This is a genomic window from Kribbella sp. NPDC051137 (genome assembly GCF_040682535.1).
In the GTDB taxonomy this organism is placed as follows: Bacteria; Actinomycetota; Actinomycetes; order Propionibacteriales; family Kribbellaceae; genus Kribbella; species Kribbella karoonensis.
Genome location: NZ_JBFBBI010000009.1, coordinates 273,984 through 295,777, shown reverse-complemented (window position 1 = coordinate 295,777; position 21,794 = coordinate 273,984). Strand labels below are relative to the sequence as shown.

The 21,794-nt window shown below is 66.0% G+C and carries 14 protein-coding genes; 5 read left to right on the top strand and 9 right to left on the bottom strand.

The annotated features are described in order from the left end of the window. Positions 1-130 precede the first annotated feature (130 nt). The 6 genes from AB0M51_RS41285 to AB0M51_RS41260 form a co-directional block, all read right to left on the bottom strand. Positions 131-1,828, bottom strand: coding sequence for a protease pro-enzyme activation domain-containing protein (locus AB0M51_RS41285; RefSeq protein WP_363754265.1), 1,698 nt, complete (start codon positions 1,826-1,828; stop codon positions 131-133). A 98-nt stretch (positions 1,829-1,926) separates the two neighbouring features. Then, a complete protein-coding gene (locus AB0M51_RS41280) occupies positions 1,927-2,247 on the bottom strand; it encodes a putative quinol monooxygenase (protein WP_344193374.1) in 321 nt (106 codons plus the stop codon). A gap of 49 nt (positions 2,248-2,296) precedes the next feature. Then, positions 2,297-3,253 carry a proline racemase family protein gene (locus tag AB0M51_RS41275; RefSeq protein ID WP_363754261.1) on the bottom strand — a complete coding sequence of 319 codons (957 nt, stop codon included), beginning with the start codon at positions 3,251-3,253 and terminating at the stop codon, positions 2,297-2,299. Between the two features lie 78 nt (positions 3,254-3,331). After that, positions 3,332-3,529, bottom strand: a complete 198-nt coding sequence (locus AB0M51_RS41270) for a hypothetical protein (protein WP_344193378.1) — start codon at positions 3,527-3,529, stop codon at positions 3,332-3,334. 311 nt (positions 3,530-3,840) lie between these two features. Further along, positions 3,841-4,476, bottom strand: a complete 636-nt coding sequence (locus tag AB0M51_RS41265) for a nucleoside/nucleotide kinase family protein (RefSeq protein WP_363754257.1) — start codon at positions 4,474-4,476, stop codon at positions 3,841-3,843. 10 nt (positions 4,477-4,486) lie between these two features. Then, positions 4,487-5,824: an FAD-dependent monooxygenase gene (locus AB0M51_RS41260; protein WP_363754254.1), complete on the bottom strand. Its 1,338-nt coding sequence runs from the start codon at positions 5,822-5,824 to the stop codon at positions 4,487-4,489. An 82-nt stretch (positions 5,825-5,906) separates the two neighbouring features. Here AB0M51_RS41260 and AB0M51_RS41255 point away from each other — a divergent pair, with 82 nt between their 5' ends. Then, positions 5,907-6,509 carry a TetR/AcrR family transcriptional regulator gene (locus tag AB0M51_RS41255; RefSeq protein ID WP_363754251.1) on the top strand — a complete coding sequence of 201 codons (603 nt, stop codon included), beginning with the start codon at positions 5,907-5,909 and terminating at the stop codon, positions 6,507-6,509. Positions 6,510-6,522: 13 nt separating this feature from the next. Here the strand turns inward: AB0M51_RS41255 and ligD are convergent, their stop codons facing one another. From ligD to AB0M51_RS41240, 3 genes are read right to left on the bottom strand one after another with little or no spacing between them, the layout of a single operon-like run. Continuing rightward, positions 6,523-7,488 (bottom strand): non-homologous end-joining DNA ligase, encoded by a 966-nt coding sequence (gene ligD, locus AB0M51_RS41250; RefSeq protein ID WP_363754248.1) that lies wholly within the window; start codon positions 7,486-7,488, stop codon positions 6,523-6,525. 35 nt (positions 7,489-7,523) lie between these two features. Continuing rightward, a complete protein-coding gene (locus AB0M51_RS41245) occupies positions 7,524-8,633 on the bottom strand; it encodes a branched-chain amino acid aminotransferase (protein ID WP_363754245.1) in 1,110 nt (369 codons plus the stop codon). 40 nt (positions 8,634-8,673) lie between these two features. Further along, positions 8,674-9,744 (bottom strand): helix-turn-helix transcriptional regulator, encoded by a 1,071-nt coding sequence (locus AB0M51_RS41240; RefSeq protein WP_363754242.1) that lies wholly within the window; start codon positions 9,742-9,744, stop codon positions 8,674-8,676. 944 nt (positions 9,745-10,688) lie between these two features. Here AB0M51_RS41240 and AB0M51_RS41235 point away from each other — a divergent pair. From AB0M51_RS41235 to AB0M51_RS41220, 4 genes are all read left to right on the top strand, one after another. Next, entirely contained in the window at positions 10,689-19,025 is an 8,337-nt protein-coding gene (locus AB0M51_RS41235; protein ID WP_363754239.1) for a DNRLRE domain-containing protein, read from the top strand. Further along, on the top strand, positions 19,018-19,980 hold the full coding sequence (locus tag AB0M51_RS41230; protein ID WP_363754236.1) for a hypothetical protein: 963 nt from the start codon (positions 19,018-19,020) through the stop codon (positions 19,978-19,980). Before AB0M51_RS41235 ends, AB0M51_RS41230 begins: the two co-directional genes overlap by 8 nt. A gap of 642 nt (positions 19,981-20,622) precedes the next feature. After that, on the top strand, positions 20,623-21,321 hold the full coding sequence (locus AB0M51_RS41225) for a polymorphic toxin-type HINT domain-containing protein (RefSeq protein WP_363754277.1): 699 nt from the start codon (positions 20,623-20,625) through the stop codon (positions 21,319-21,321). Then, positions 21,318-21,788 carry a hypothetical protein gene (locus AB0M51_RS41220; RefSeq protein ID WP_363754233.1) on the top strand — a complete coding sequence of 157 codons (471 nt, stop codon included), beginning with the start codon at positions 21,318-21,320 and terminating at the stop codon, positions 21,786-21,788. The genes AB0M51_RS41225 and AB0M51_RS41220 overlap by 4 nt, the downstream gene beginning before the upstream one ends. Positions 21,789-21,794 lie beyond the last annotated feature (6 nt).

The following is a 21,794-nucleotide window of genomic DNA, read 5'->3' as shown; positions in this document are numbered from 1 at the left end:
GCTGATGGTTCGGGACTGTCGCGACGCGCTGAGACACCTCCGTGCCTACTCATAACCCAGAGGTCGCAGGTTCAAATCCTGCCCCCGCTACGGAACGAAGGCCCGGACCTGATGGTCCGGGCCTTCGGTTTTATCCGGGGTTGCCGGTCAGGCGGAGGCCGAGGATGAAGGGGAGGCCGTTCGGGGTGCCCACTCCGGTCACGGTGTCATAACCCTTCACGGTGACCTGATCGGTTTCCGCGCGGTCGTGGGAGTCGAAGACGTCGAGGGACGCGCTGTCCGTGCCGTCGGCCGGGGTGAAGGCGGCGCGGTTCTGCTGGGGTGTTGTCGCGGGCAGCGGCAGGACGTCGCGGAACGCCGGGGTGCCGTGCAGCCGGTAGATGAGCGGGTTGATGAAGCCGAACGCATGGCGGCCCTGCTGCGCGTCGGCGACGAGACCTGCGACCAACGGTGCGGACAGGCTGGTCCCTGCGTTGACCTGCGTCACGTAGCGCTTGCTGTCCGAGTCCGTGTAGCCCGTCAGCATGCCAGTGTCGATGTCGCCGACTGCGGAGATGTCCGGCACCGTTCGGTTCACCACGGTCCGCCCGCCGATCCGGACGTGCGACATCGATGCCGGTACGACGCCCTTCTGGTACGCCGGTTGCGCCCACACCAGGCTGGTCCCACCTCCGCCCGACGTCAGCCCCACGCCACTCCACTTGCCGCTGTCCGGGATCGCCGTCTCGTTCGACCAACCCGTCTCGAACACACGCTTCGCCCGCGCGTCGAGGCCCAGCGTCGTACCGCCGACCGCTGTCACGAACGGATCCGATGCGGTGGTGGTCAGCCCGGTCGTGTCGCCGGACGAGAAGTACAGCCCGACGCCTTCGGCGGCTGCGCGAACAGCGAGGGCGTGCACGGTCTTCGGCGGTACGTCGCCGATCGGGATCTGCCAGGAATTCGACACGATCGAGGCGCTCGGGCGGTGGCCGTCGCCCTGCAGGACGGCGGCGACCGCGTTGAGCAGGGCCTGGTCCTCGTCGCAGCCGCCTCCGACAACCATCAGCTGCTTGGCGTCCGGCGCCATCGCGTAGACGGCCTCGGAGTCCATCTCCGCTTCGTCGTTGTACGGCGCGGCACTCCGCGACGCCTGACCGCAGCTACCGCCGAGGTGGATCTCCTTGTACTGGTCGGCCTTCGGCGCCGGCAGGTGGTTCCGGCGCGCGTACTCGCGGAGCGTCTGGAGCATCTCTGTCGGCGCGAGGCTTTCGGTCAGTGCCACGGTCTGTCCCTTGCCCGTGAAGGCCCGACTCGCGCCGTACGCCGTACGCAATTGACCGGCGGAATACCCGCAGATCGGCAGCGACGCCTTGGTGAGACCGCGGTACGCCGGCTTGACCGTCTGCACGTGCTGACCCCAGTACTGCGAGCAGGTCGGCTTCGCGGCTCGTGCCGTGCGAGCCGACGCGGAGCTCGTACCGCCCGGCCCGGTCATGCCGAGCGCCATCGCCGGCAGCGACTGCACCGTCGCCGACGGGCCGGAAGCTGAGACGTACGAGCGGTCGCTGCTGACCTTCACATCTGTCAGGCCGCGCGCCTTCAGCTGGTCAACAACCGTCGCAGCTTCGGCTGCCGACGGACCGAACCGGGCCGTGTACTCGTCAGGGCTCAGATAGTGGTGGTACAGGGAACTGCCCGGTGTGGAGACGGCGGCCGCGAACCGCTCGGCACCGGCCAGGTCCGGCGTCAGCCACACCTGGATCGTCTGCTGTGGGCTCGTCTCCACCGCTGCCCCGCCGGCCACCAGCGCCGCGCAGCCCACCATCGCACCAACAGTCCTGAGCACGACCACTCCCCGTTTCGGTCAGTAACAGTTCCGTCACTCTACGCTTCTGAAAAGGAGTGACTGGTTCTACTGACGCCGGAGCCGGCCGGTTTGATTGATCAGACGGCGAGTTCGCCGAGCTCCGACCAGTCGTCCTGCGGCACCTTGAAGTTGACGATGCGCGGGGTCTCGACGAGGTAGGGCGGGAGGTGCTGCTGGGCCGCCTTGAAGTGGTCGGAGGTGACGTGCCGCGTCGCGGCCTCGTCGTCGGCGAAGGCCTCGACCAGCACGTACTCGTCGGCGTCGTCGAGCGAGCGTGACCAGTCGAACCACAGGCAGCCCGGCTCCGCGCGGGTCGCGGCGGTGAAGTCGGCGGTGATCGACGGCCAGTCCTCGGCGTGCTCGGGCTTCACCCGGAACTTCGCGGTAATGAAGATCATGAGGATCAACCTAGCGGGCCCGCGCGACAAGCAGCGTCGCAATCTGAGATCAGCGCAGCACGAACCCGGTGCCGAGCGGGTCGCGCGGGTCGAGCGTGAACGTCGCGCTGCCGGTGCGGTACGCGCTCCCGACGACCTCCGTGATCACGCCCTCGGGTGCCTCCGAGACGACCCGGCCGCGGAACGACGTACCGACGATCGAGTCGTGGCGGAGCGTCTGCCCGGGCTCGAGCCGGCCCTCGTCGTGCAGCAGGGCCAGGCGAGCCGACGTACCGGAGCCGCACGGCGAACGATCCGCCTCGCCGTCGGCGAAGACCGCGAGGTTGCGCTGGTACGGGCCGTGCGCCCACGAGCCGAGGTCGTCGTACAGGATCGTGCCGTAGAGGCCGCTCAGCCGCGGGTCGGTCGGGTGGACGGCGACCGGGTCGAGTGCCCACTTGATCTCGCGGCCGATCGCGATCAGGTCCGCGTACGACGCCGGTGTCACCGAGAGGCCGACCGACGAGGCGAGGACCGACGCGTAGAACGCCCCGCCGTAGCTGATGTCCGCCGTCACCTCTCCACGCGACGTCGTGAGCTGGATCCCGCGCCGGAGCACGTACGAGGGAACGTTGCGGAAGGCAACACCATCGGGCCCGACGTGCGCGGTGACGCGACCGGACGGTACGTCGATGACGACATCGCCGGCGGGGACCAGGCCGGTGTCCACGGCCCAGGTCGCGAGTGCGATCGTGCCGTGCCCGCAGGCGGTCGAGTACCCGTCCTTGTGCCAGAACACCACGCCGAAGTCGGCGCCGTCGTCGTCGCCCGGTACGACGAAGCCGCCGTACATGTCGGCGTGACCGCGCGGTTCGTTCACCAGCAACTGCCGGACCGCGTCGATCGCCTCTGACGACTGCGCGGCGACCCGACGGTCCGCGACCGTCGCCCCCGGGATCTCCACCGAGGTCACGATCCGGAACGGCTCCCCGGCCGTGTGGTAATCCACAACGCTGACATCGTCCACGGGCTCACCCTAGACAAGCGAAACCGCCGCGTCCCCGGGCAGGGGACGGCGGCGGTTCGAGCGGCCTGAGGGATTGGGTCAGGCGGCTTGCGGTACCCGGTTCCGGGCGGCCCAGACGGCTCGGCGCAGTTTGGCCTTGTCGGGGTACCCGGCCTCGCGGCCGATCAGGTAGACGTCGTGGCTGCGCATGTTCACCATGCCGGCCACGTACCAGACCGGGCTGCCCTCGGCGAGCATCGTGATGATCATGTTCCGGGTGTCGGTGGTGGTGTTCATTCTGACCCTCTCCTTTGGTCGCTCTCACTGATACGTCGAACCAGGAGGGGAGGAATCGACACCGGCGTGGAAAGAAAGTGGGAAGAAAACAGAGCGCCCCGATCGGTGATCGGGGCGCTTGTCCGTGTGGGTCCCGGGGGGAGTGGGACCTCCACACGTTGGGGGGGACTTTGACGTTAACCCGGCCAAGGGGTCACACCCCGCGTATTCGTCCTGTGTCGAAAAGTTATCTTCCGGTTCGCCGACGACGAGTGTGGTCGGAGAACAGGAACAGACCACAACTCCGGGCTACCCGGACGGTGTCGTGGCCTTTATCGAACGGGTTGGATGATCGCGTCGGCGGCCTGTGCGGTCGCCGCGATCAGCTGTGCGTTGCGTTCGTCGGAGCCGTAGGTCCGCTCGTGGGCTTCCTCGGGTGATCTGCCGTACGCCCGGTGTCGTGCCTCGAGACGTTCGTGGCGCAGGTCCTCCGGTACGTCGACGTACCAGCACTGGTCGAGCAGCGTGCGGATCGTCGACCAAGGAGACTCGTCGAGGAGCAGATAGTTGCCCTCGGTCAGGACGAGTGTGACGTCTGGGGCGACGCCGATGCTCGCGGCGATCGAGTCCTCGATGCCGCGGTCGAAACGCGGTGCCCAGATCTGCTCGTCGGGCGACGCTTTCAGCCGCCGGAGCAGTGCGACGAAACCGAGGCCGTCGAACGTGTGCGGCGCGCCCTTCACGTCGGCGAGGCCCAGCTTCTCGAGCACCGACTGCGCCAGGTGGAACCCGTCCATCGGGACGAGCGCTACCCGGTGCCCGTCGGCGCTCAGCTTCGCGGCGAGTTGCTCGGCGTACGTCGACTTGCCGGCCGCTGGCGCCCCCGTGATCCCGAGCAGCTGCCGCCGTCCGTGCGTCGCCAGCTCGACGGCACGTTCGTAGGCAGCGGCGGCCTCGAGGGTCTGCACGTGAGGGATCCTAGGCCAGGTACCCGTCCGGGCGGATGAGGATCTCGTCGCCCGGCTGGGCGTGGTAGATCGCGAAGGCCTCCGGGGACGTGATGTCGACGGTGTGCGGATGCGCGGCCGGCGTGGTGGGGGAGAAGCGCAGCAGGGTCTCGTGCGGGCCCCGGAGCAGCTCGAACAGGCGGATCTTGTTGCCCTCGGCATCGGTCACCGGAGCGTCCGGCGCCCGGTCACCTGGTGCGAGTGGCCGGTGGTCGGCCGGATCGCGGTACGAGATGTCCAGCTGGCGGGTGTTCTCGCCGCGGTCCAGCGCCGACTCGTCGCCGTCGACGTGCTTCTGCATCAGCTCCTCGCTGATCCCGAGGACGCGCTTGGCGTTGGTGCGGCGCTCGGTCTCGTATGTCGCCAGCACCTCCTCGCGTCCGTCGGCCAGCTTCCAGGCCAGGTTGTACGCGTCCTGGACGCCGGTGTTGAGGCCCTGGCCGCCCGTCGGCGGGTGTACGTGGGCGGCGTCGCCGGCGATGAAGACCCGCCCGACGCGGAACTTCGCCGCGAGCCGCACGTTCGGGCGCCAGACGGTCGACCAGGTCAGGTCGCGGAGCTTCGCCGTACCGGGGCCGGCGTACTTGTCCACAAGCGCCTGCAGCCCCTCCAGGGACGTGTCGCCTTCGATCGGCGTGCCGAACTGGAACTGGTCGCCGCCCGCCAGCGGGGTCATCACGATGCCCTCCATCGGGTTGTCCTGCGACCCGAACCAGTACCCGTACTCGTGGTCGAGCCCGTCGGCCGCGACGTCGCCGAGCAGCATCCGGATCGACTCGTCGGTGGTCCCCTCGAACGGGATCCCGAGGTGCTTGCGGACGAAGCTCCGCCCGCCGTCGGCGCCGACCAGGTAGTCGACCCGCAGCGATTCGCCGGTGGAGAGCTCGGCGGTCACGGCGTCCGCGCTCTGGGTGAACCCGGTGATCGCGGTGCCGAGCTCGACGCTCACGCCGTACTCGGCGAGCTTGTCGCGGAGGATCCGCTCGGTGCGGGACTGGCCGATCATCCAGCCGTTCGGGTACGGGACGTCCGAGGTCGGCTCGACCGGGTCGGCCATCCGGCGCTCGCCGGCGAACCTGCCGCCCACGTGGATCTTCAGCACTGGTACGGCGCGGCCCTGGGCGAAGACCTCGTGCAGGACGCCCAGGTCCTCGAACACCTCGAGCGTCCGCGGTTGCAGGCCGTCGCCGCGGGAGCCTTCGAAGTACTCGGTCGCCTTGTCGATGACGCGGACCGCGATGCCGCGCCTGGCCAGCTCGATGCCGAGGGTGAGTCCGGTCGGTCCGGCGCCCGCGATCAGGATGTTCATCTCGTCCCCTTGGGTGAATTGTGATTCACTGAATTCAGATTCAGTGTGTGCAGGACTAGGGTTCGTTGTCAAGGAGGTACTCGTGACGGACACGGTGAGCCGCCGGCAGCGGGCGGCCGGGACCGAGGCGGCGCTCAAGCAGGCCGCGCGCGACGTCTTCGCCGAGCGCGGCTACCTGAACACGAAGATCACCGACGTCACCGCGGCGGCCGGGCGCGCGACGGGGTCGTTCTACAACCACTTCGCGAGCAAGGAAGAGCTGCTGGAGGCGCTGCTCCGCGACATGCTCGCGGAGGTGGACGAGGCGGTCCTCGACGACTCCGGGCACGATCCCGACTTCAGCAAGCTGTCAGCGATTCGCTGGCACGTCTCGGCGTTCTGGCGGTTCTACAAGGCGCATCTGCCGGAGATGATCGCGGTGAAGCAGGCCGCGATGCTGGACCCGGAGCTGGGACGGCGGCTGCAGCGGATCATGGCCGACGACGACCAGCACATGATCGAGCACTTCGCCCACCTGCCGGATCCGCCGGCCGATCCGCTGGTCGCGATCTCCGCGATGAACGCCCTGATGGAGGGCTTCGCCTATACCTGGCTCGTGGTGAACCCTGCGAACGGGCAGACGATCACGGACGAGGCGGCGATCGACGTGCTCACCGATCTGCTGCACCACGGGCTCGCTGGTTAGGACCTGTCTGGTACTAGTCCTCGGGCGGGGCCTCGGCGCCTTCGCGTTCGTCGCGATCCGCCCACTCGATCAACGTGTCCAGCGAGTACGGATGGTCGTCGATCGTCGCGTGCAGGTCGCCGAGGTCGGCGTACCGCTGGGGGACGGTCGCGATCGTGAAGTCCTTCGGGTTCACGTCGTCGACCTCGTCCCAGCGGATCGGGGTCGACACCGTGCCTTCCGGGTTGCCGCGCACCGAGTACGCGCTGGCGATCGTGTGGTCGCGGGCGTTCTGGTTGTAGTCGACGAAGACCAGCCGCGGGTCGCGGTCCTTACGCCACCACGTGGTCGTCACGTCCTCCGGCGTACGCCGCTCCACCTCACGCGCGAACGCGAGCGCGGCCCGCCGTACGTCGCTGAAACCGTACGCCGGTTCGACGCGGACGTAGATGTGGATCCCGCTGCCGCCCGACGTCTTCGGGTAGCCGACAGCGCCGAGCTCGTCGAGGACCTCGTGCACGGTGTGCGCGACCCGGCGTACCCGATCGAACGGGCAGTCGGGCATCGGGTCCAGGTCGATCCGCCACTCGTCGGGCTTCTCGGTGTCGGCGCGCCGCGAGTTCCAGGGGTGGAACTCGACCGTCGACATCTGCACCGCCCACGCCACGTGGGCGAGTTCGGTGACGCAGAGCTCGTCCGCGGTCCGGTTGTACCGCGGGAACTTCACGCGGACGGTCTCCATCCACGGCGGCGCCCCGTGCGGGAGCCGCTTCTGGTGCACCTTCTCGCCGGCGACCCCCTCCGGGAACCGGTGCAACATGCACGGCCGCTCCCGGAGCGCGTTCACGATCCCGTCCCCGACCGAGAGGTAGTAGTTGACCAGATCCAGCTTGGTCTCACCCCGCGCAGGGAAGTACACCCGGTCCGGATTGGAGATCCGCACCGTCCGACTACCGACCTCCAGCTCGACCGCCGGAGACTTCCCCTTGGACTCGGCCATGACGCCAACCTAACCGGCGCCGGGGACAAACGGCATCAGGCCAGCCGGGTGAGCCAGTTGCGGGTGTCGGGGGTGCGGCCGTACTGGAGGTCGAGCAGGGTGCTGCGGATCTTGGCGGTGACCGGGCCGACGCCGTGGTCGACGGAGTGGTCGCCGATGGTGAGGTCGCCGTCGGGCCAGGCGAGCCGGCCGATCGGGGTGATCACCGCGGCGGTGCCGGACGCGAAGACCTCGGTGATCTCGCCGGTCCGGACGCCGTCGCGCCATTCGTCGGCGGAGATCCGGCGCTCCTCGACCGGGTGGCCGAGGTCGGCGGCGAGCTCGAGGACCGAGGCACGGGTGACGCCTTCGAGGATCGAGCCGGACAGCTCCGGCGTGGCGATCCGGCCGTCGGCGTACACGAAGAACATGTTCATGCTGCCGATCTCCTCGAGCCACTTGTGCTCGACGGCGTCGACGAACGCGACCTGCTCGCAACCGTTCGCGACCGCCTCGGCCAGGCCTGCCAGGCTGGACGCGTAGTTGCCGCCGCACTTGGCCGCGCCCGTCCCGCCGGGGGTGGCGCGGATCGTGGAGGTGGTCAGCCAGATCGACACCGGCTTGGGGCCTGTGTTGAAGTACGGGCCGGCGGGTGAAGCGATGACGCCGAACAGCACCTCGTGGGACGGCCGGACAGCCAGAGCTGCCTCGGTGGCGATCATGTACGGCCGTAGGTACAGGCTGGTCTCCCCGTCCGCGGCCGACGGCACCCAGGCCTCGTCGACGGTCACCAACGCGCGCAGGGCCGCAATGAACTCCTCTTCCGGCAGGTGAGGCAGTGCAAGCCGCTCAGCGCTCGCACTGAACCGGGCGGCATTCCGGTCCGGGCGGAAGGCCCACACCGACCCGTCCGGGTGCCGATACGCCTTGAGGCCCTCGAAGATCTCCTGCGAGTAGTGGAAGACAGCGGCAGCAGGGCTGAGCGAGAGCGGTGCGTACGCCGTGACCTTCGGGCTGTGCCATCCACGGTCGGCTGACCAGTTGGCGACCACCATGTGGTCAGTGAAGGACTGCCCGAACGCAGGGTCCTTGAGCACGGCAGCCCGAGCCTCCGCGCTGGCCGGGTCGCTCCGCAGCTCGACCGCGTAGTCCCATGCGTCTGTCACTACCTGTTCACCTGTCACTTGCCGCACGCTACCCCTGCCCTCACCTCCACCTCGACCCGCCGCCCACACTCCGGCCACTCCGCGCCAACCACCACGTCAGCTCGGCCGAGCCTGGCTGCGCCTGTACGACGTGCAGCACGCGCTCGGCGGCGTCGTACACCAACGAGTCGTGCCACTCGTCCGGTAGCTCCACCAGCACACGCAGGGCCATCGCCAGGCCGGCTGCGGGCTCTCCCGCAACCGCCAGGCACTCCGCGAGGCACAGGTCGAGCCTGGCGCGGTCGCCGACCCAGAGCTCGGGGCAGAGCTCCCGCGCGCGCTCCAGCAACACACAGCCGGCCACGCCGTACCCAAGGAGAGTGCATACGCGTCCCTCCGCCCAGTGCAGTTGGTACGTCGGTGCGAGCTCGTCGCCGATGCCGATCAGCTCCTGCAACGCGCCGTGTGCGTCCTGACGCCGGCCGAGCTCAGCGAGGACCAACGCGCGCGCTGCCCGCGGCAGGTAGCTCTGACGATCGAGGCCAACCGCTTCGTCCGCCAACTCCAGTAGCTCGGGCAATGCGCGGCGCTCGGACAGCCCGCAGAGTGTCTCCCTGGCGCGCACTGTCCCTCCGTAGCCGACGCTGTCTGCGGCGCTTCGGGCAGCCCACCACCACCGCCGCGCCGTACTGCGGTCGTCCTGCCTTGTCAGCGTCTCCGCGATCAGGGCGCTCAGCTCGACTGCCTCCGTGCCGTCCGCACCGCGCAGCTGAGCCAGCAGGGTTGGCAGCAGCGCGGCCGGAGGCACCGCACGGCAGTCGCTGAACAGCTCGGCGGGAGCGCCGGCGTCGAGTGTGCCGACCAGCCCTCGCCAAGCTGCCTCCAACGAACCTGCCTCCAACGCGTCTGCCTGCTGTCGTGTTCGTGCAGGCCTTTGCGCGAACGTGGCAGTCAGCCGGCCGGCAGTGCCGAGCTGCTCGTCGCAGAGCCGCGCCAGGTCGGCAGAGCCCGGCCGCTGCCCGCGCTCCACCTGCGACAGATAGCTGTGGTCGTACCCGACCTGTGCTGCCAGTTGCCGCAGGCTCAGCCCGGCCGTCTGCCTGCACTGCCGCAGTAGGGAACCGAAAGTCACAGGACCACCCCGTTCGTGCTTCGAGCTCATGTGGTGCGTGCCGGCAAAGCTACAAGCCCTCGCCGACAAAACCGTTCAAAACAAGGGCATGGGGGCTGTGGGCTGTTCCCACAGCCCACAGCAAACACCTGTTGTCCGCAGTGCGTTCTGGGCGACTCTGAAGAGGTGAACCCGCTGCAGCCCCAGGCCCGCCTCTTCCGTCTGGTCCGCCATACCAACCCCACCGCGATCCTCGCCGAGGGCGTGGAGTGGTCCGACGGCGCAGCCACCCTCCGCTGGCGCGGCCCGTGGCCCAGCACCGCCACCTGGGACGCCGGCATCCCCGCCTTGCTGGCCACCCACGCCCCCGACGCCCGCACCCAACTCCACTGGACCCCCACACCCCTACCGCCCCCAACAAGCGAACACACCACCCCCACAACCCCAACCCCCACCGTCTGGCTCCCACCCCCAACCCCCGAAGGCCTCTGCACCCACTGCGGCCAACCCTGGCCCTGCCTGAGCTGCGGGCCCTAACACGCCAGACCCACGCCAGGCCTGCCGAACTGCGTGTCGCTGCAGCTTCCTGCAATCTGCCGGCGGTGGCTTGTCCAGGCCTGCTTTCGAAGGATAAAAATCTCTTCGTCTCTCGCCGGTGTCGCTCGGGGTGCGCCGGATATCCGCCCAGTCTTGGAGTGTCGATGCGCCGCGCCCGCAGGTTGCTGACGTATGCCCTCGTCCTGTCTCTCCCGGCTTCATTCGGAGTTCCCGCCACCGCCCTCGCGCATCCACAGCAGGTTGTGCAAAGCGCCGTACAGCAAGCGCCTCGGGCGGCTGTCGGGCCGCTGGCGCCGCCACTTCCCGCGCGCATCGCGAAGGCCTCCACGACGTCAGCTGCAGCCGCGAAGCCAACACGAGTGCGGGAGCTCGAGGACCGGCGTACGGCGTCGTCGACGAGCTACCGGATGTCGGACGGCACGACACAGGTTGAGCTGTCGACGGAGCCTGTGCATTACAAGGATTCCAAGGGCAAGTGGCAGGACATCGACACGACGGTGACGCCGGGGTCGGGCGACGATTCGTTCGAGAATTCGAAGAACTCGTTCCGGACGCGGTTCGGGAAGTCCAGTGACCGATTGCTGTCGTTCGAGGTCGGCGATGAGTCGATCAGCCTCGGCGCGGCCGGGGAGAAGCGGCCGTTGACGCCGTTGGTGAAGGGTTCGTCGGTGGCGTTCGCCGATGTGTTCGGTACGGCGGACGTGCGGTATTACGTGTCGCGCACCGGGGTGAAGGAGACCGTGGTACTGACGGCAGCCGCCGACGCCGCGGACGAGTACACGTTCGAGTTGCACACCAGCGGTCTGACCGCGAAGGCACTTCCGGACGGGTCGATCGGGTTCTTCAAGAAGAACGGCGACACCCGTCCGAAGTACGTGATCCCGGCGCCGAACATGTACGACTCGTCAGCGGCGAACCGGCTCGGGCAGCCTGGGTACTCGGAGAAGATCACGCAGACCGTCAGCCAGCAGGGCGGCAAGACGCTGCTGACGTTGAAGCCGGATCAGTCCTGGTTGACGGCGAAGGAGCGCGTGTTTCCGGTCGTGATCGATCCGACGATCGTGGTGGTGCCGGATCCGGCGGCGGCGCAGGACACGTCGATCTCCGAGGCGAACGCGACGACGACGTACGGCACGAACTCGACGATGCTGGTCGGCGACGACGCGAGCCACAACACGTGGCGGAGCCTGGTGAAGTTCGACCTGTCGATGATTCCGGCGACCACGACGATCCGGTCGGCCGATCTGAACCTGCACTACGGGGCGGGCTTCGGCGGCGACTACAAGCTGCCCTTTGCGGCGGTGAAGGTGACGCAGAACTGGTCGGAGTCGACGGCGACGTGGTCATCGATGAACACGTTCTTCGACGGGACGTACGCGAGCAACGTCGTGCAGGTGGACGATCAGGACACGTTGTCGACGTCGTACGAAGGCTTGTGGAAGTACCAGAGCAACGACAGTGCATTCAACAAGTCGTTCTCTTTTGCGCCGACTGGGACGACGCCGGACACGTTCACCTGGAATGCGCGTGTGCCGAGTGACGGCGACTACCAGGTGCAGGGCTTCTACTTCCAGGGTTCGGCGCGTGGCAAGCTTCCGACGACTCTGGTTGGTGCGACTGCGGACGGCCAGGTGACGACGCAGGCCACGACGTGGGACCAGGGCGCCGGCGTCGTTGGAGGTGCGCAGTGGTACACGCTGGGCACGATCCATTCGCGTCCGGGCAGTACGACGCAGGTGAAGATCACTCGTGACCAGTCCGGGACGTTGACGGTCCCGGTTGCGGATGCGATGAAGTGGACGAAGTACTCGACGGCGACCAAGCAGGCCGGCGACCGGGACGGCTGGCATTCGTACGCGATGGGCAGCTACGTCCAGTCGTGGATCAACGGTAAGTCGCCGAACTACGGCGTAATGCTGAAGGCGGTCGACGAGAACCCGGCGACCGCGCCTGCAGGCGGCTTGTATTACTCGGCGAGCGAGGACACTTTCGGTGGTGAGACGGCCGCACGGCCGAACCTGACGATCACCTACGACGAGCCGGGGGTGACACTGAACCCGCCGTCGACGATCAACGCCTCCGGTCCCGAACTGACCTGGAACAAGTACATCGACCCGACGCCTGCCGATGAGGACGACCTGGTCGAGTACCAGATCTGGCGCGGCTGCCGCGCGCTGCCGGCGAACGGCTGTGCCACGCCTGTGAGCGACTACTTCTCGACCACGTCCCCGGCCGCGGTGGAGCTGGTCGGGACCGTACCGCCGGACGTCACCTCGTTCACCGACACCTCCGCGAAGCCGTCCACGCTCACGAGCACCGGCAGCCCCGATCCGGCAACGTACAACTACTGGGTCGTGGCCCGCACCGTCGGCGACGGCGCAGCGAACGGCAAGGCCGCGTCGAACGTGCAGACCGTGACAACGCCGCGCGAGGGCCGGATCCTGCAGTCGTTCGGCGGCGACATCTCCGACACCACGTTGAGCAAGACGCAGCCGACGGTGAACCTGTCGCGTCCGGACGGCGGGACCGGGAACACCAGATTTTGGGTGCAGGTCGGTAACAACCATCCGACCTACGGGGTCGAGCGGGGCGTGTTCAAGTTCGACACGTCGGCGATCACGCAGGGGACGAAGGTCACCGACGCCCGGGTGGAGCTGTACTCGAACTACGGGACCGGTACCGGCCGGGCGGACTTCGACCTGTACGGACTGAACAGGGACTTCGTCGAAACCGAGGCGACCTGGAACCAGGCGACCTCCACGATCAACTGGACCACCGGGGGCGGTGACTATGACCCGGCGACGCTGGGATCGGTGCGTCCTGACGGCAATGCACAGCGGCTGACCTTCCCGGCCGCCGGCAACCCGGCGTTGCTGACGAAGTTGCAGTCGTGGGTCGACAACCCGGGTGACAACCACGGGCTGTTGTTGAGGACCCGTGATGAGACCGGCGGGACCGGGCAGCAGCTGGTGTCCATTACGAACGGGGAGTCGCCGGACAGCCTGTTCCGTCCGCGGTTGTGGATCGAGCATCTGGCGAAGAACGATGCCGAGACGTATCAGGCCGACGAGATTCCTGAGCGGTTCAACCCGAACACCGATGTGACGACTCCCGTCACGGTGACGAACACGTCGAATCAGACGTGGCCGTCGACGCTGCAGTTGTCGTCTCGGTGGGCCACGCCGAGCACGGTGCCGAACTGGGACGACCTCACGGTGTCCAGCGGTCACAGGTTCGTGCCGCTGGGCAAGGCGTTGGCGCCAGGTGAGTCGGTGGTGCTTCAGCTTCCGATCCATGTGCCGATCAACTCCGACAGCGGCACGAAGCGGCAGGCCTACGACCTGTACCTGGACTTGTGGACCGGGACCGACTGGTACTCCAAGACCAATCATCCGTCGGCGAACATGACGGTGCCTTCACAGGGTTGCGCGGTGGTGATCTCGGGTCTGGTGTGTGTGGACCGGTATGTCGAGGAACCGACCTCGACCAAGTTGGGGCTGGAGAAGTATCTGTCGTATGCCGGTGAGGAGACCGGCGGCGGCTCGCAGTTGCTGACGAACCTCTATAACGGCAATGTTGTGTGGTCGTACGACGCGTTGTCGAACCCGTCGATCGGTCCGTCAGCGTTCGTGAGGCTGGCCTACAACTCCCTGGACGGCCTTGATGCCGGTGCCGGGTACGGGGTCTCGGTGCAGCCGGCGACACTGGCCAGGTTGGGCAGTGGTCTGCTGGTCAACAACAACAACGTGGTGTCGTTCATCGACGGGGACGGTACGACGCAGTTCTACCGGGTCGCCACGGATACCACGCTCGAAACCACGTATACGCGGCCGGCCGGTGTCGCCCTCGAGTTGCGCCGTGACAAGACTGCTGATGATGCGCACGGGTGGGTGTTCACCCGTCCGGACGGGACCCGGTTCTACTTCAACTCCACCACTGGGCGGCAGACCTCGGTCGTGGACCGCAACGGCAACACGATGTCGTACAGCTACGACACCAACGGCCAGTTGACCACGGTCACCGACGCCCGTAACCGACAGGTCCTGCGGCTTGGCTGGGACACGGCAGGTCTGGTGTGGATCCGTGACATCTCTAACCGGGCCTTGAAGTTCAGTTACAACGGCTCGCATCAGTTGACCAAGCTCGAGGACGGCGGCGCGTTCGACGAGGCGACCGCGACGTTCGGCGTGGGTGCGCCCGTCAAGGTGTTCCAGTTCGCCTACAGTTCGAGTTCGACGAACAGCAACGCGAGGCTGATCTCGATCAAGGACCCGCGCAACGCGGAGACGAAGGTCGACTACTTCACGTCGACGGAGAACTCCAGGCTCGCGGGCTGGGCCAAGAAGTACACCGATCGGCGGGGCAACGACACGACGTTCGACTACACCGATCCGAACTCGTCGCCGTCCAAGGACCTCGTCGCGACCGTCACCGACATCAACGGCACGACACCGTCGGTCACGACGTACCGAGTCGACGTCTTCGGCCGCACGACCAGCATCATCGATGCCAACCAGAACGCGGCCGGCGGAACCAAAGCCACGTTGCTGGCCTGGGACAAGGACCACAACGTTATCCGGCTGCAGGAGCCGAACGGTGCGGTGTCGACCTGGGAGTACGACCCGGACACCGGTTACCCGCTGATCGTGAAGGACGCGATGGCGGTCAAGAACGGACTGCCGGGCGTGCTCCTGACCTACCAGACACTGGCCACGGGTGCGAAGCCGACGGTGCTGATGTCGAAGAAGAGCGCCGCCGGGCGGACGACAAACTTCACGTACGACGCGAACGGCAACGTCAAGACCGTCAAGAACGGCCGCGGCTACGGCCCGACGTACATCTACAACTCGACCGGGACCCTGGCCACGGCGACTGATGCCCGGGGCAACGCGACCCAGTACGGCGCTGACTCGAACTACGACCCCAGTGGCTACCCGTTGTCGATCACCGATCCGGAGCTCGCGAAGACCGACTTCACCTATGATGTCCGCGGCAACGTGGTGCAGGTCAAGGATGCGCAGCAGCGGCTGACCACGGCCGAGTACGACGCGTTCGGACGCCCGACCAAGGTCACCAAGCCGTACGACGGGACCGCGGTGCGGACCACGGCCACTGACTACGACCTGAACGACAACGTCATCAAGGAGACCGCACCCAACGGTGCGCAGTCGGTGTCGACCTACGACGCTGCCGACAACGTGCTGACAAAGACGTTGCCGGACAACAACACGACCGGCCGGCAGCTCGCCTACACCTACGACGTCCTCGGCCGGAAGGTGACCGAGACCGCGCCGAAGGGTGTCGCGACCACGACGGACCCGAACGACTTCGTTGCGAAGTACAGCTATGACCGGATCGGTCAGGTGCTGAAGGTCGAGACCCCGTTCATCGACTCCGACGGGTCGACGAAGACCCCGACCACCAGCTATGAGTACGACGAGGTCGGCAACCAGACCACGGTGATCGATCCGCTGCGCAACGCATCGCCCGCAACGGACTACACGTCGAAGACCGTCTACGACCTCAACCACCGTCCGACCGCCGTCACGGACGCAGCCGGGTACACCAGTAAGAAGGTGTATGACGCCGACGGTTTGGTGATGTCGGAGATCGACCAGAGCGGCCATACGAAGACGACCAAGTACGACGAGGCCGGCCAGCCGATCGAGGTGAGCGTCCCGCACACGCCGATCGGTGGGCACCAGGTCCAGCAGGTCACCAAGACGGCGTACGACGAGGTCGGCAATGTCACCCGTGTGACCCGGCCGAGCGGCCTGTACTCGGAAACGGTGTACGACAAGAACAACCGGCCGGTGCAGAACAAGTCGGCGTTCGACACAGCCAGCACGCTGTACAAGACGCCGTCGTCCACGTTCATCCAGTACTGGCCGACCGGTGAGATCAAGGCGCAGTCCGAGCCGACGTTCGGCAGTTCCGGTAGCCAGTGGACGAACTTCACCTACTACGGCTCCGGTGACATCAAGACATCCACGGACCCGTGGCAGATCACCGCAACCTACGGTTACAACCAGTTGGGCCAGCAAACCGACCGCACGCTGACAGTGCCCGGCGACGACGCCAAACGCACCCAGGCGTGGGGCTATTACCCCGACGGCGCACTGCAGTCCCGCTCCGACACCGCAGCCCAGCAGCCGGTCGACATCGTCGACAATGCCGACGCCTGGCAAACCAGTTCGACCGGCACTTGGACACCTGTCACCGGTGGCACCAACACCCAAGGCACCAACTACCTGACTCACGCTGCGGCAACGGGCTCAACGGACACCTTCAGTTGGCGGGTACTGCCCGACGTTGCAGGTTCGTTCGACGTCTACGCCTCGTGCCCGGTCCGTACTGACGCCACCACGGCGGCGACGTACACGATCAACCACTCCACTGGCGCGGCGACGAAGACGGTCGATCAGAAGGCGTGCACCGCCGCCACTCCGTGGGTGAACCTGGGGAACTATTCGTTCCCGAACGGTGTCGCGAAGACGATCACGTTGGCGCCGTCGGCGACGGGTGTGGTGTCGGCGGACGCGATCAAGCTGGTCTCGACCAACCCGGTCGACAACCGGTCCTTCACCTACAACTACGATCAGAACGGTCAGCAGACCGAGGTCAAGGACAACAACCCCAACGCCGCGACCGACACCTACAAGGTCACCTCTGACGGTCTCGGCCGCACCTCGAAGGTCGAGGAACTCAAAGGCGCAACCAGCAAGGCGACCACCGACTACACCTACGACCTCGACTCGAACGTCTTGTCCACCAACGCCCAACGCCCGGCGGACGCGAACACGGTCGGTGTGTCTCGCTACACGGGTTACACGTGGGATGTCCGGAACCTGGTCGACACCGTCAAGGCCGGCTCGACCTCGACAAGCACCGATACCTGGTCCTACACCTACGACCCGCATGGTTGGCGCTCCACGATCACCAAACCGAACGGGAACGTGGCGACGTACACGTACCACGAGGACGGCTTGCAGCGGATCCTGTCCGAGAAGACCAGCGCCGGGAAGCTGGTTTCGTCGCACTCGCTGTTCTACACCCCTGACGGCGACCGTTCCGTCGATGTCGAGAAGGTGCTGAAGGCGGGCAGTTCGGACTATCTGGACCAGGCTTCGACCTACAGCTACACCCCGGCGCGTCAGCTCGCCGCGGTGACCAAGACCGGGGTGGACAAGGGCGACAACGAGGCCTACGAGTACGACGCGGCCGGCAACACGACCAAGCAGACCATCGGCGCCACGACGTCGACGATGACCTACGACCGCAACCGGCTCACCAAGACGGTGACGGGTTCGACGACGGTGTATCAGCGGTACGACGTGTTCGGCCGCGCGACCAGCAGCGACGTGGGTGCGCAGGTGGTGGAGCAGAACGCCTACGACGGCTACGACCGCCTCACCCGGCAGCAGAAGTTCGACACGACCGGGACTCCGACGTTCACCCGCAATCAGACCTACGACCCGTTCGACCGGGTGGTCAACCAGTCCGAGAAGGTCGGCACTGCGGCGTCGGTCACGACCCGGTACACGTTCGTGGGTCTGGCGAACCAGGTGACGGCCGAGGAGGAGAAGGACAGCACCGGGACCTGGAAGACGTCGAAGTCCTACGCGTACGGCGCCGGCGGTGAGAACTTGTCGCTGGTTGATTCGCCGGTGAATGGGACTTCTTCGAAGAAGTCGTTCTATGGCACGAACCCGCACGGCGACGTCGAAACGTTGACCGACTCGACCGGGTCCACCACGTCGACCTACCGTTACACCGCGTATGGCCAGCCTGACAAGACCGGTACCACGGGCGATGACGCCATCACCGGGAACGCGAACACCGATGCCGACATCGTCAACCCGTACCGGTTCAACTCGGCCCGTTTCGACGGCGCCGCCGGCACCTACGACATGGGGTTCCGCGAGTACAACCCTGGCCTGAACCGGTTCCTCACCCGGGACATGTTCAACGGCGCCCTCCAAGACCTCTCCCTGGGGACCGATCCGTGGAACGCGAACCGGTACATGTTCGGCGGCGGCAACCCGATCAGCCGCATCGAACTCAACGGCCACTACGCCATCGACGAAAACGGCGACCCACTGAAGTGGCACGAAGTCTGGAACGAGCGCCATGACACCGCGGTCGATGCGACGGCCGACCAAACGCAGTTGGAGCATCCCGAGCGCGGACGCGTGACGACGTCGCGAAAGGACAACTTGGTCGCGGGCGGCTCGTTTGTCAACCCTGGCGACCAGAATGGCTATGCGGACGTGATTCAGTGGGGCCCGAAATCTAAGGATGGGTCCCCGCAGGACGTGTGGATTTGGGAGGTCAAGCACGGCGGCGGCGCCGCTGAGGACGATGGGAAGGCGCAAGTCGACTATGTAAACTACCTTCAGAAGCAACTCGGCAGCGAATTTAGGGTTCAACCTGGGTATGCGCTCGACCCACGAGAGCGGCCGAACCGATCGAATCCGCGCGAGCTGATCAGTGTCGAGTCGAAGATAGGCGAGGATGGCGTGGAGCTGTATGACTACGGCAACTCCGATCCCTACTCTGTGAAGTTACGGGGGCCAAGGAATCCAACGTTCAGCAGGGACAAGGATGACGAGGAACCGCGGTCCGTGCCGACGCTGGATCCTAAGACGACTGGTCAGACGGCAGCCGGAGTACTCACGGTTCTGGGGTTCGTGGCCTACGCGATTTGGAGGGGAACACCTATGGGAGTGGCGCAGGGTGGCTGATGAGATGTCGGCGGCAGATGAGGCGACACGGTTGAAGTCGGCGCGTGGCTTTCGCGCGGAGCTGGATTATCTGCTGCCGGAAGGTTCTGCTGAGGTAGGTCCGCGGGTCGTGGATTGGTTCACGATGGCTGCAGAGCGGCTTGCGGGCGAGTTCGTTGCCGAACTCCCGGCGAAGGGTTTGGCGTCGAAGGCCCTGCGTGATCCGGCGGGTGGGCCGTTTGGGCCGGTTGGTTCGCGGTGGTGTTCGCTACTGGTGATCGGGCAGGGGGAGCGGCGGTTGTCGAAGTCGCTGCGCGCGTGGTCGCCGAAGAATTGGGAACGGTTCTTGTCGCAGGCGACGGACGTGTCTGTGGAGATGTCGGCGAAGTTCTCGACCCTGAATAGGTTCGGACATGCCGGAGTCCCCAGCCTGACGATTTCGGCTTACCGGCAACGTCCGCCGGAAGCGCGGCAGTGGTTACGGGTAGACGCTACATACACAGTTGGCACGCTGGGTGAGACCGACCCGATCCCAGACGAGGTATCTGAGTCGTGGCGGGAGTTTCTGCTCACGCAGGTCGAGCGGTGGCCGGCTGTGTTCGGGTTCCTTGCCGATGACACGAGCGGCGCCGGGACGCGCACACCCCTTGAGGCATCGAGGGCGACTTTCCCGGAGGACACGTTGCCGTTGTCGGACTCGCAGGTTCGAGGCTATTCGTGGCTGACCGTCACGTCGGCGGGCGTTCTGCAGCGGCTGGGTGGCATCAATGCGGTTCGTACGAGTGGGGCGTTCGCGAATGCGGTCGAGTTGCCGTCAGGTGGTGCTGTGTTGCAGGCGACCCCGCGGTTGTCAGAGTACGAGGGTCAAGCGGTCCGCCGGGTGTTCGATGCTCTTGCTCCGGTGCTGCCCACGGATGCGCCTTGGCCCGATGCTTTCAACCGATTCAAACTCATCTACGAGGCCCCGCGCCGATAGTTGCCCGCGGTCGGTGGCGAACCGTGAAACAGTTTCTGTGGGTTGAGCGTGGGGGAGGCGCTCGGCACGCGCGGCGCGGCGTGGGCGGGGAGAGGCTCACATCGCGTGTGGTGGCTCCGCGACGGGCGGGCTGGTGGTGTACGCCACCTTTTGACAACGAGACCTTCTGGCAGCTTGTTGATCGACTCGGTTCTCAATCGGAAGTCATGATCTTTGCTGGTGGGCAGGCTGGCAACTATCCGGCCAGGCATGTCGTTTCTATCGACGCTGCCGTACGTGCTGCCACGACGTCCTTCGAGACCGGTGCCTTGAACCCCGATCAAGCCTGGCACAAGCAGTAATAACGAGCCCGCTGGCAGCTATCCATGGTGCCATCGGGTGGTGTAGCAGGATACCTACGACGGCTACCGCCAGCCGACCCGCCAGCGCAAATTCGATACCACCGGCAGCGTCACGAAGATTCCGACCACCAGCTATGAGTACGACGAGGCCGGTAACCAAACCACGGCGATCGACGCGCTGCGCAACGCATCACCTGCAACGGACTACACGTCGAAGACGGCCCCAACCACGTCCGACCCGGGCTACATCAGTAAGAAGGTGTACGGCGCCGGCGGGCTTGTGACTGCGGAGATCTAGGCGATCAAAGACGTCGCACTCGGTGACATGGTGATCGCCACCGACCTGATCACCGGGTTGACGGCAGCCAAGAAGGTGATTGACCTGATCAGGCACGCCGGTGCTCACACCATGGTCGCCATACGACTTTCGAACGGCAGCACGATCCACGCGACGGACCAGCACCCGTTCTGGGTCGAGAACCGCGGCGAATGGGTCTCCGCGATCGACCTGCGACCAGGAGACCATCTCCGCAGTGCCAACGGTGACGCCGTCACAGTCACAGGTAGCACGATCAGTACCAACGATCTGACGGCCTACAACCTGACCGTCGCGGGCATCCACACGTACTATGTGCAGGCAGGCGAAGATGCGGTCCTGGTCCACAACTGTGCGGCGCCGAACATTAGGATCTCTCCTGCGGCGTCGGACTGGGCGACGAAGGGTGCACATATCCATGTCGGAGGCTCGGAGGTCCGAATCTTTCCGACCGAGGCCGGCGGAGTTGGCTTCGAAGGTATTCGTCTCAGTACCGGTATGGCGAGCGCGCGGGATATCGACGCAGCACGTAATGCGATTATGGGGAATCCTTATCTGAGGGCTGATTTGATCGACAAGGCTGGGTCAGCCATGGCGGGCATGAATTCTCATAATTGGGGTAACTTGATCAACAGGGCTGCCGAAATGAATTTCCTCATTAAAGCACTGGAGAAGATTAGGTGAGTGGCGCCGAGTTCCTTGCACAGATGGCCGTGTCAGGGCTGGTTGCGGGCGTAGGGGTCGGAAGTTCGGCCGAGCAGATTCGAGACGCGCTTGGTGAGCGGTGCGTCGCGGATCGCAGGAAGCGGTCCCTGCGCATGGATTATGGACTCCTGGAATTCAGTTTGTTTGGCGGGATATGTGAGAGTTTCGCCGCGCAAGTTCATCGGCTCGCGAGTGGTGGGCTTGTCGTTCCCGAGCCCCTGAAGGCTGCATTTGTCGAGACTTCCCGAACGGTTTCCTTTGTAGACTTGCGTGTAGAGGTTGCGCGGAAAGGCGCCTCTCTGGAGGAAGGTAATAGTCAGTCGGGATACGATTCATATCGTGTCGAGGATTCTCATGTCTCGATTTTTGTCGTAAATGAAACATCGGGTAATGATTTCCCGGCGGTGGGTGATATCTGGTCGATCGTGGTGTCGAAGGCAGGATGACGAAAA

Bases quoted from the DNA above. Each gene is read 5' to 3' on its own strand.
- AB0M51_RS41280 (WP_344193374.1), bottom strand. From the start codon at position 2,247: ATGATCTTCATTACCGCGAAGTTCCGGGTGAAGCCCGAGCACGCCGAG.
- AB0M51_RS41270 (WP_344193378.1), bottom strand. From the start codon at position 3,529: ATGAACACCACCACCGACACCCGGAACATGATCATCACGATGCTCGCC.
- AB0M51_RS41260 (WP_363754254.1), bottom strand. From the start codon at position 5,824: ATGAACATCCTGATCGCGGGCGCCGGACCGACCGGACTCACCCTCGGC.
- ligD (WP_363754248.1), bottom strand. From the start codon at position 7,488: ATGGCCGAGTCCAAGGGGAAGTCTCCGGCGGTCGAGCTGGAGGTCGGT.
- AB0M51_RS41235 (WP_363754239.1), top strand. From the start codon at position 10,689: ATGTCGGACGGCACGACACAGGTTGAGCTGTCGACGGAGCCTGTGCAT.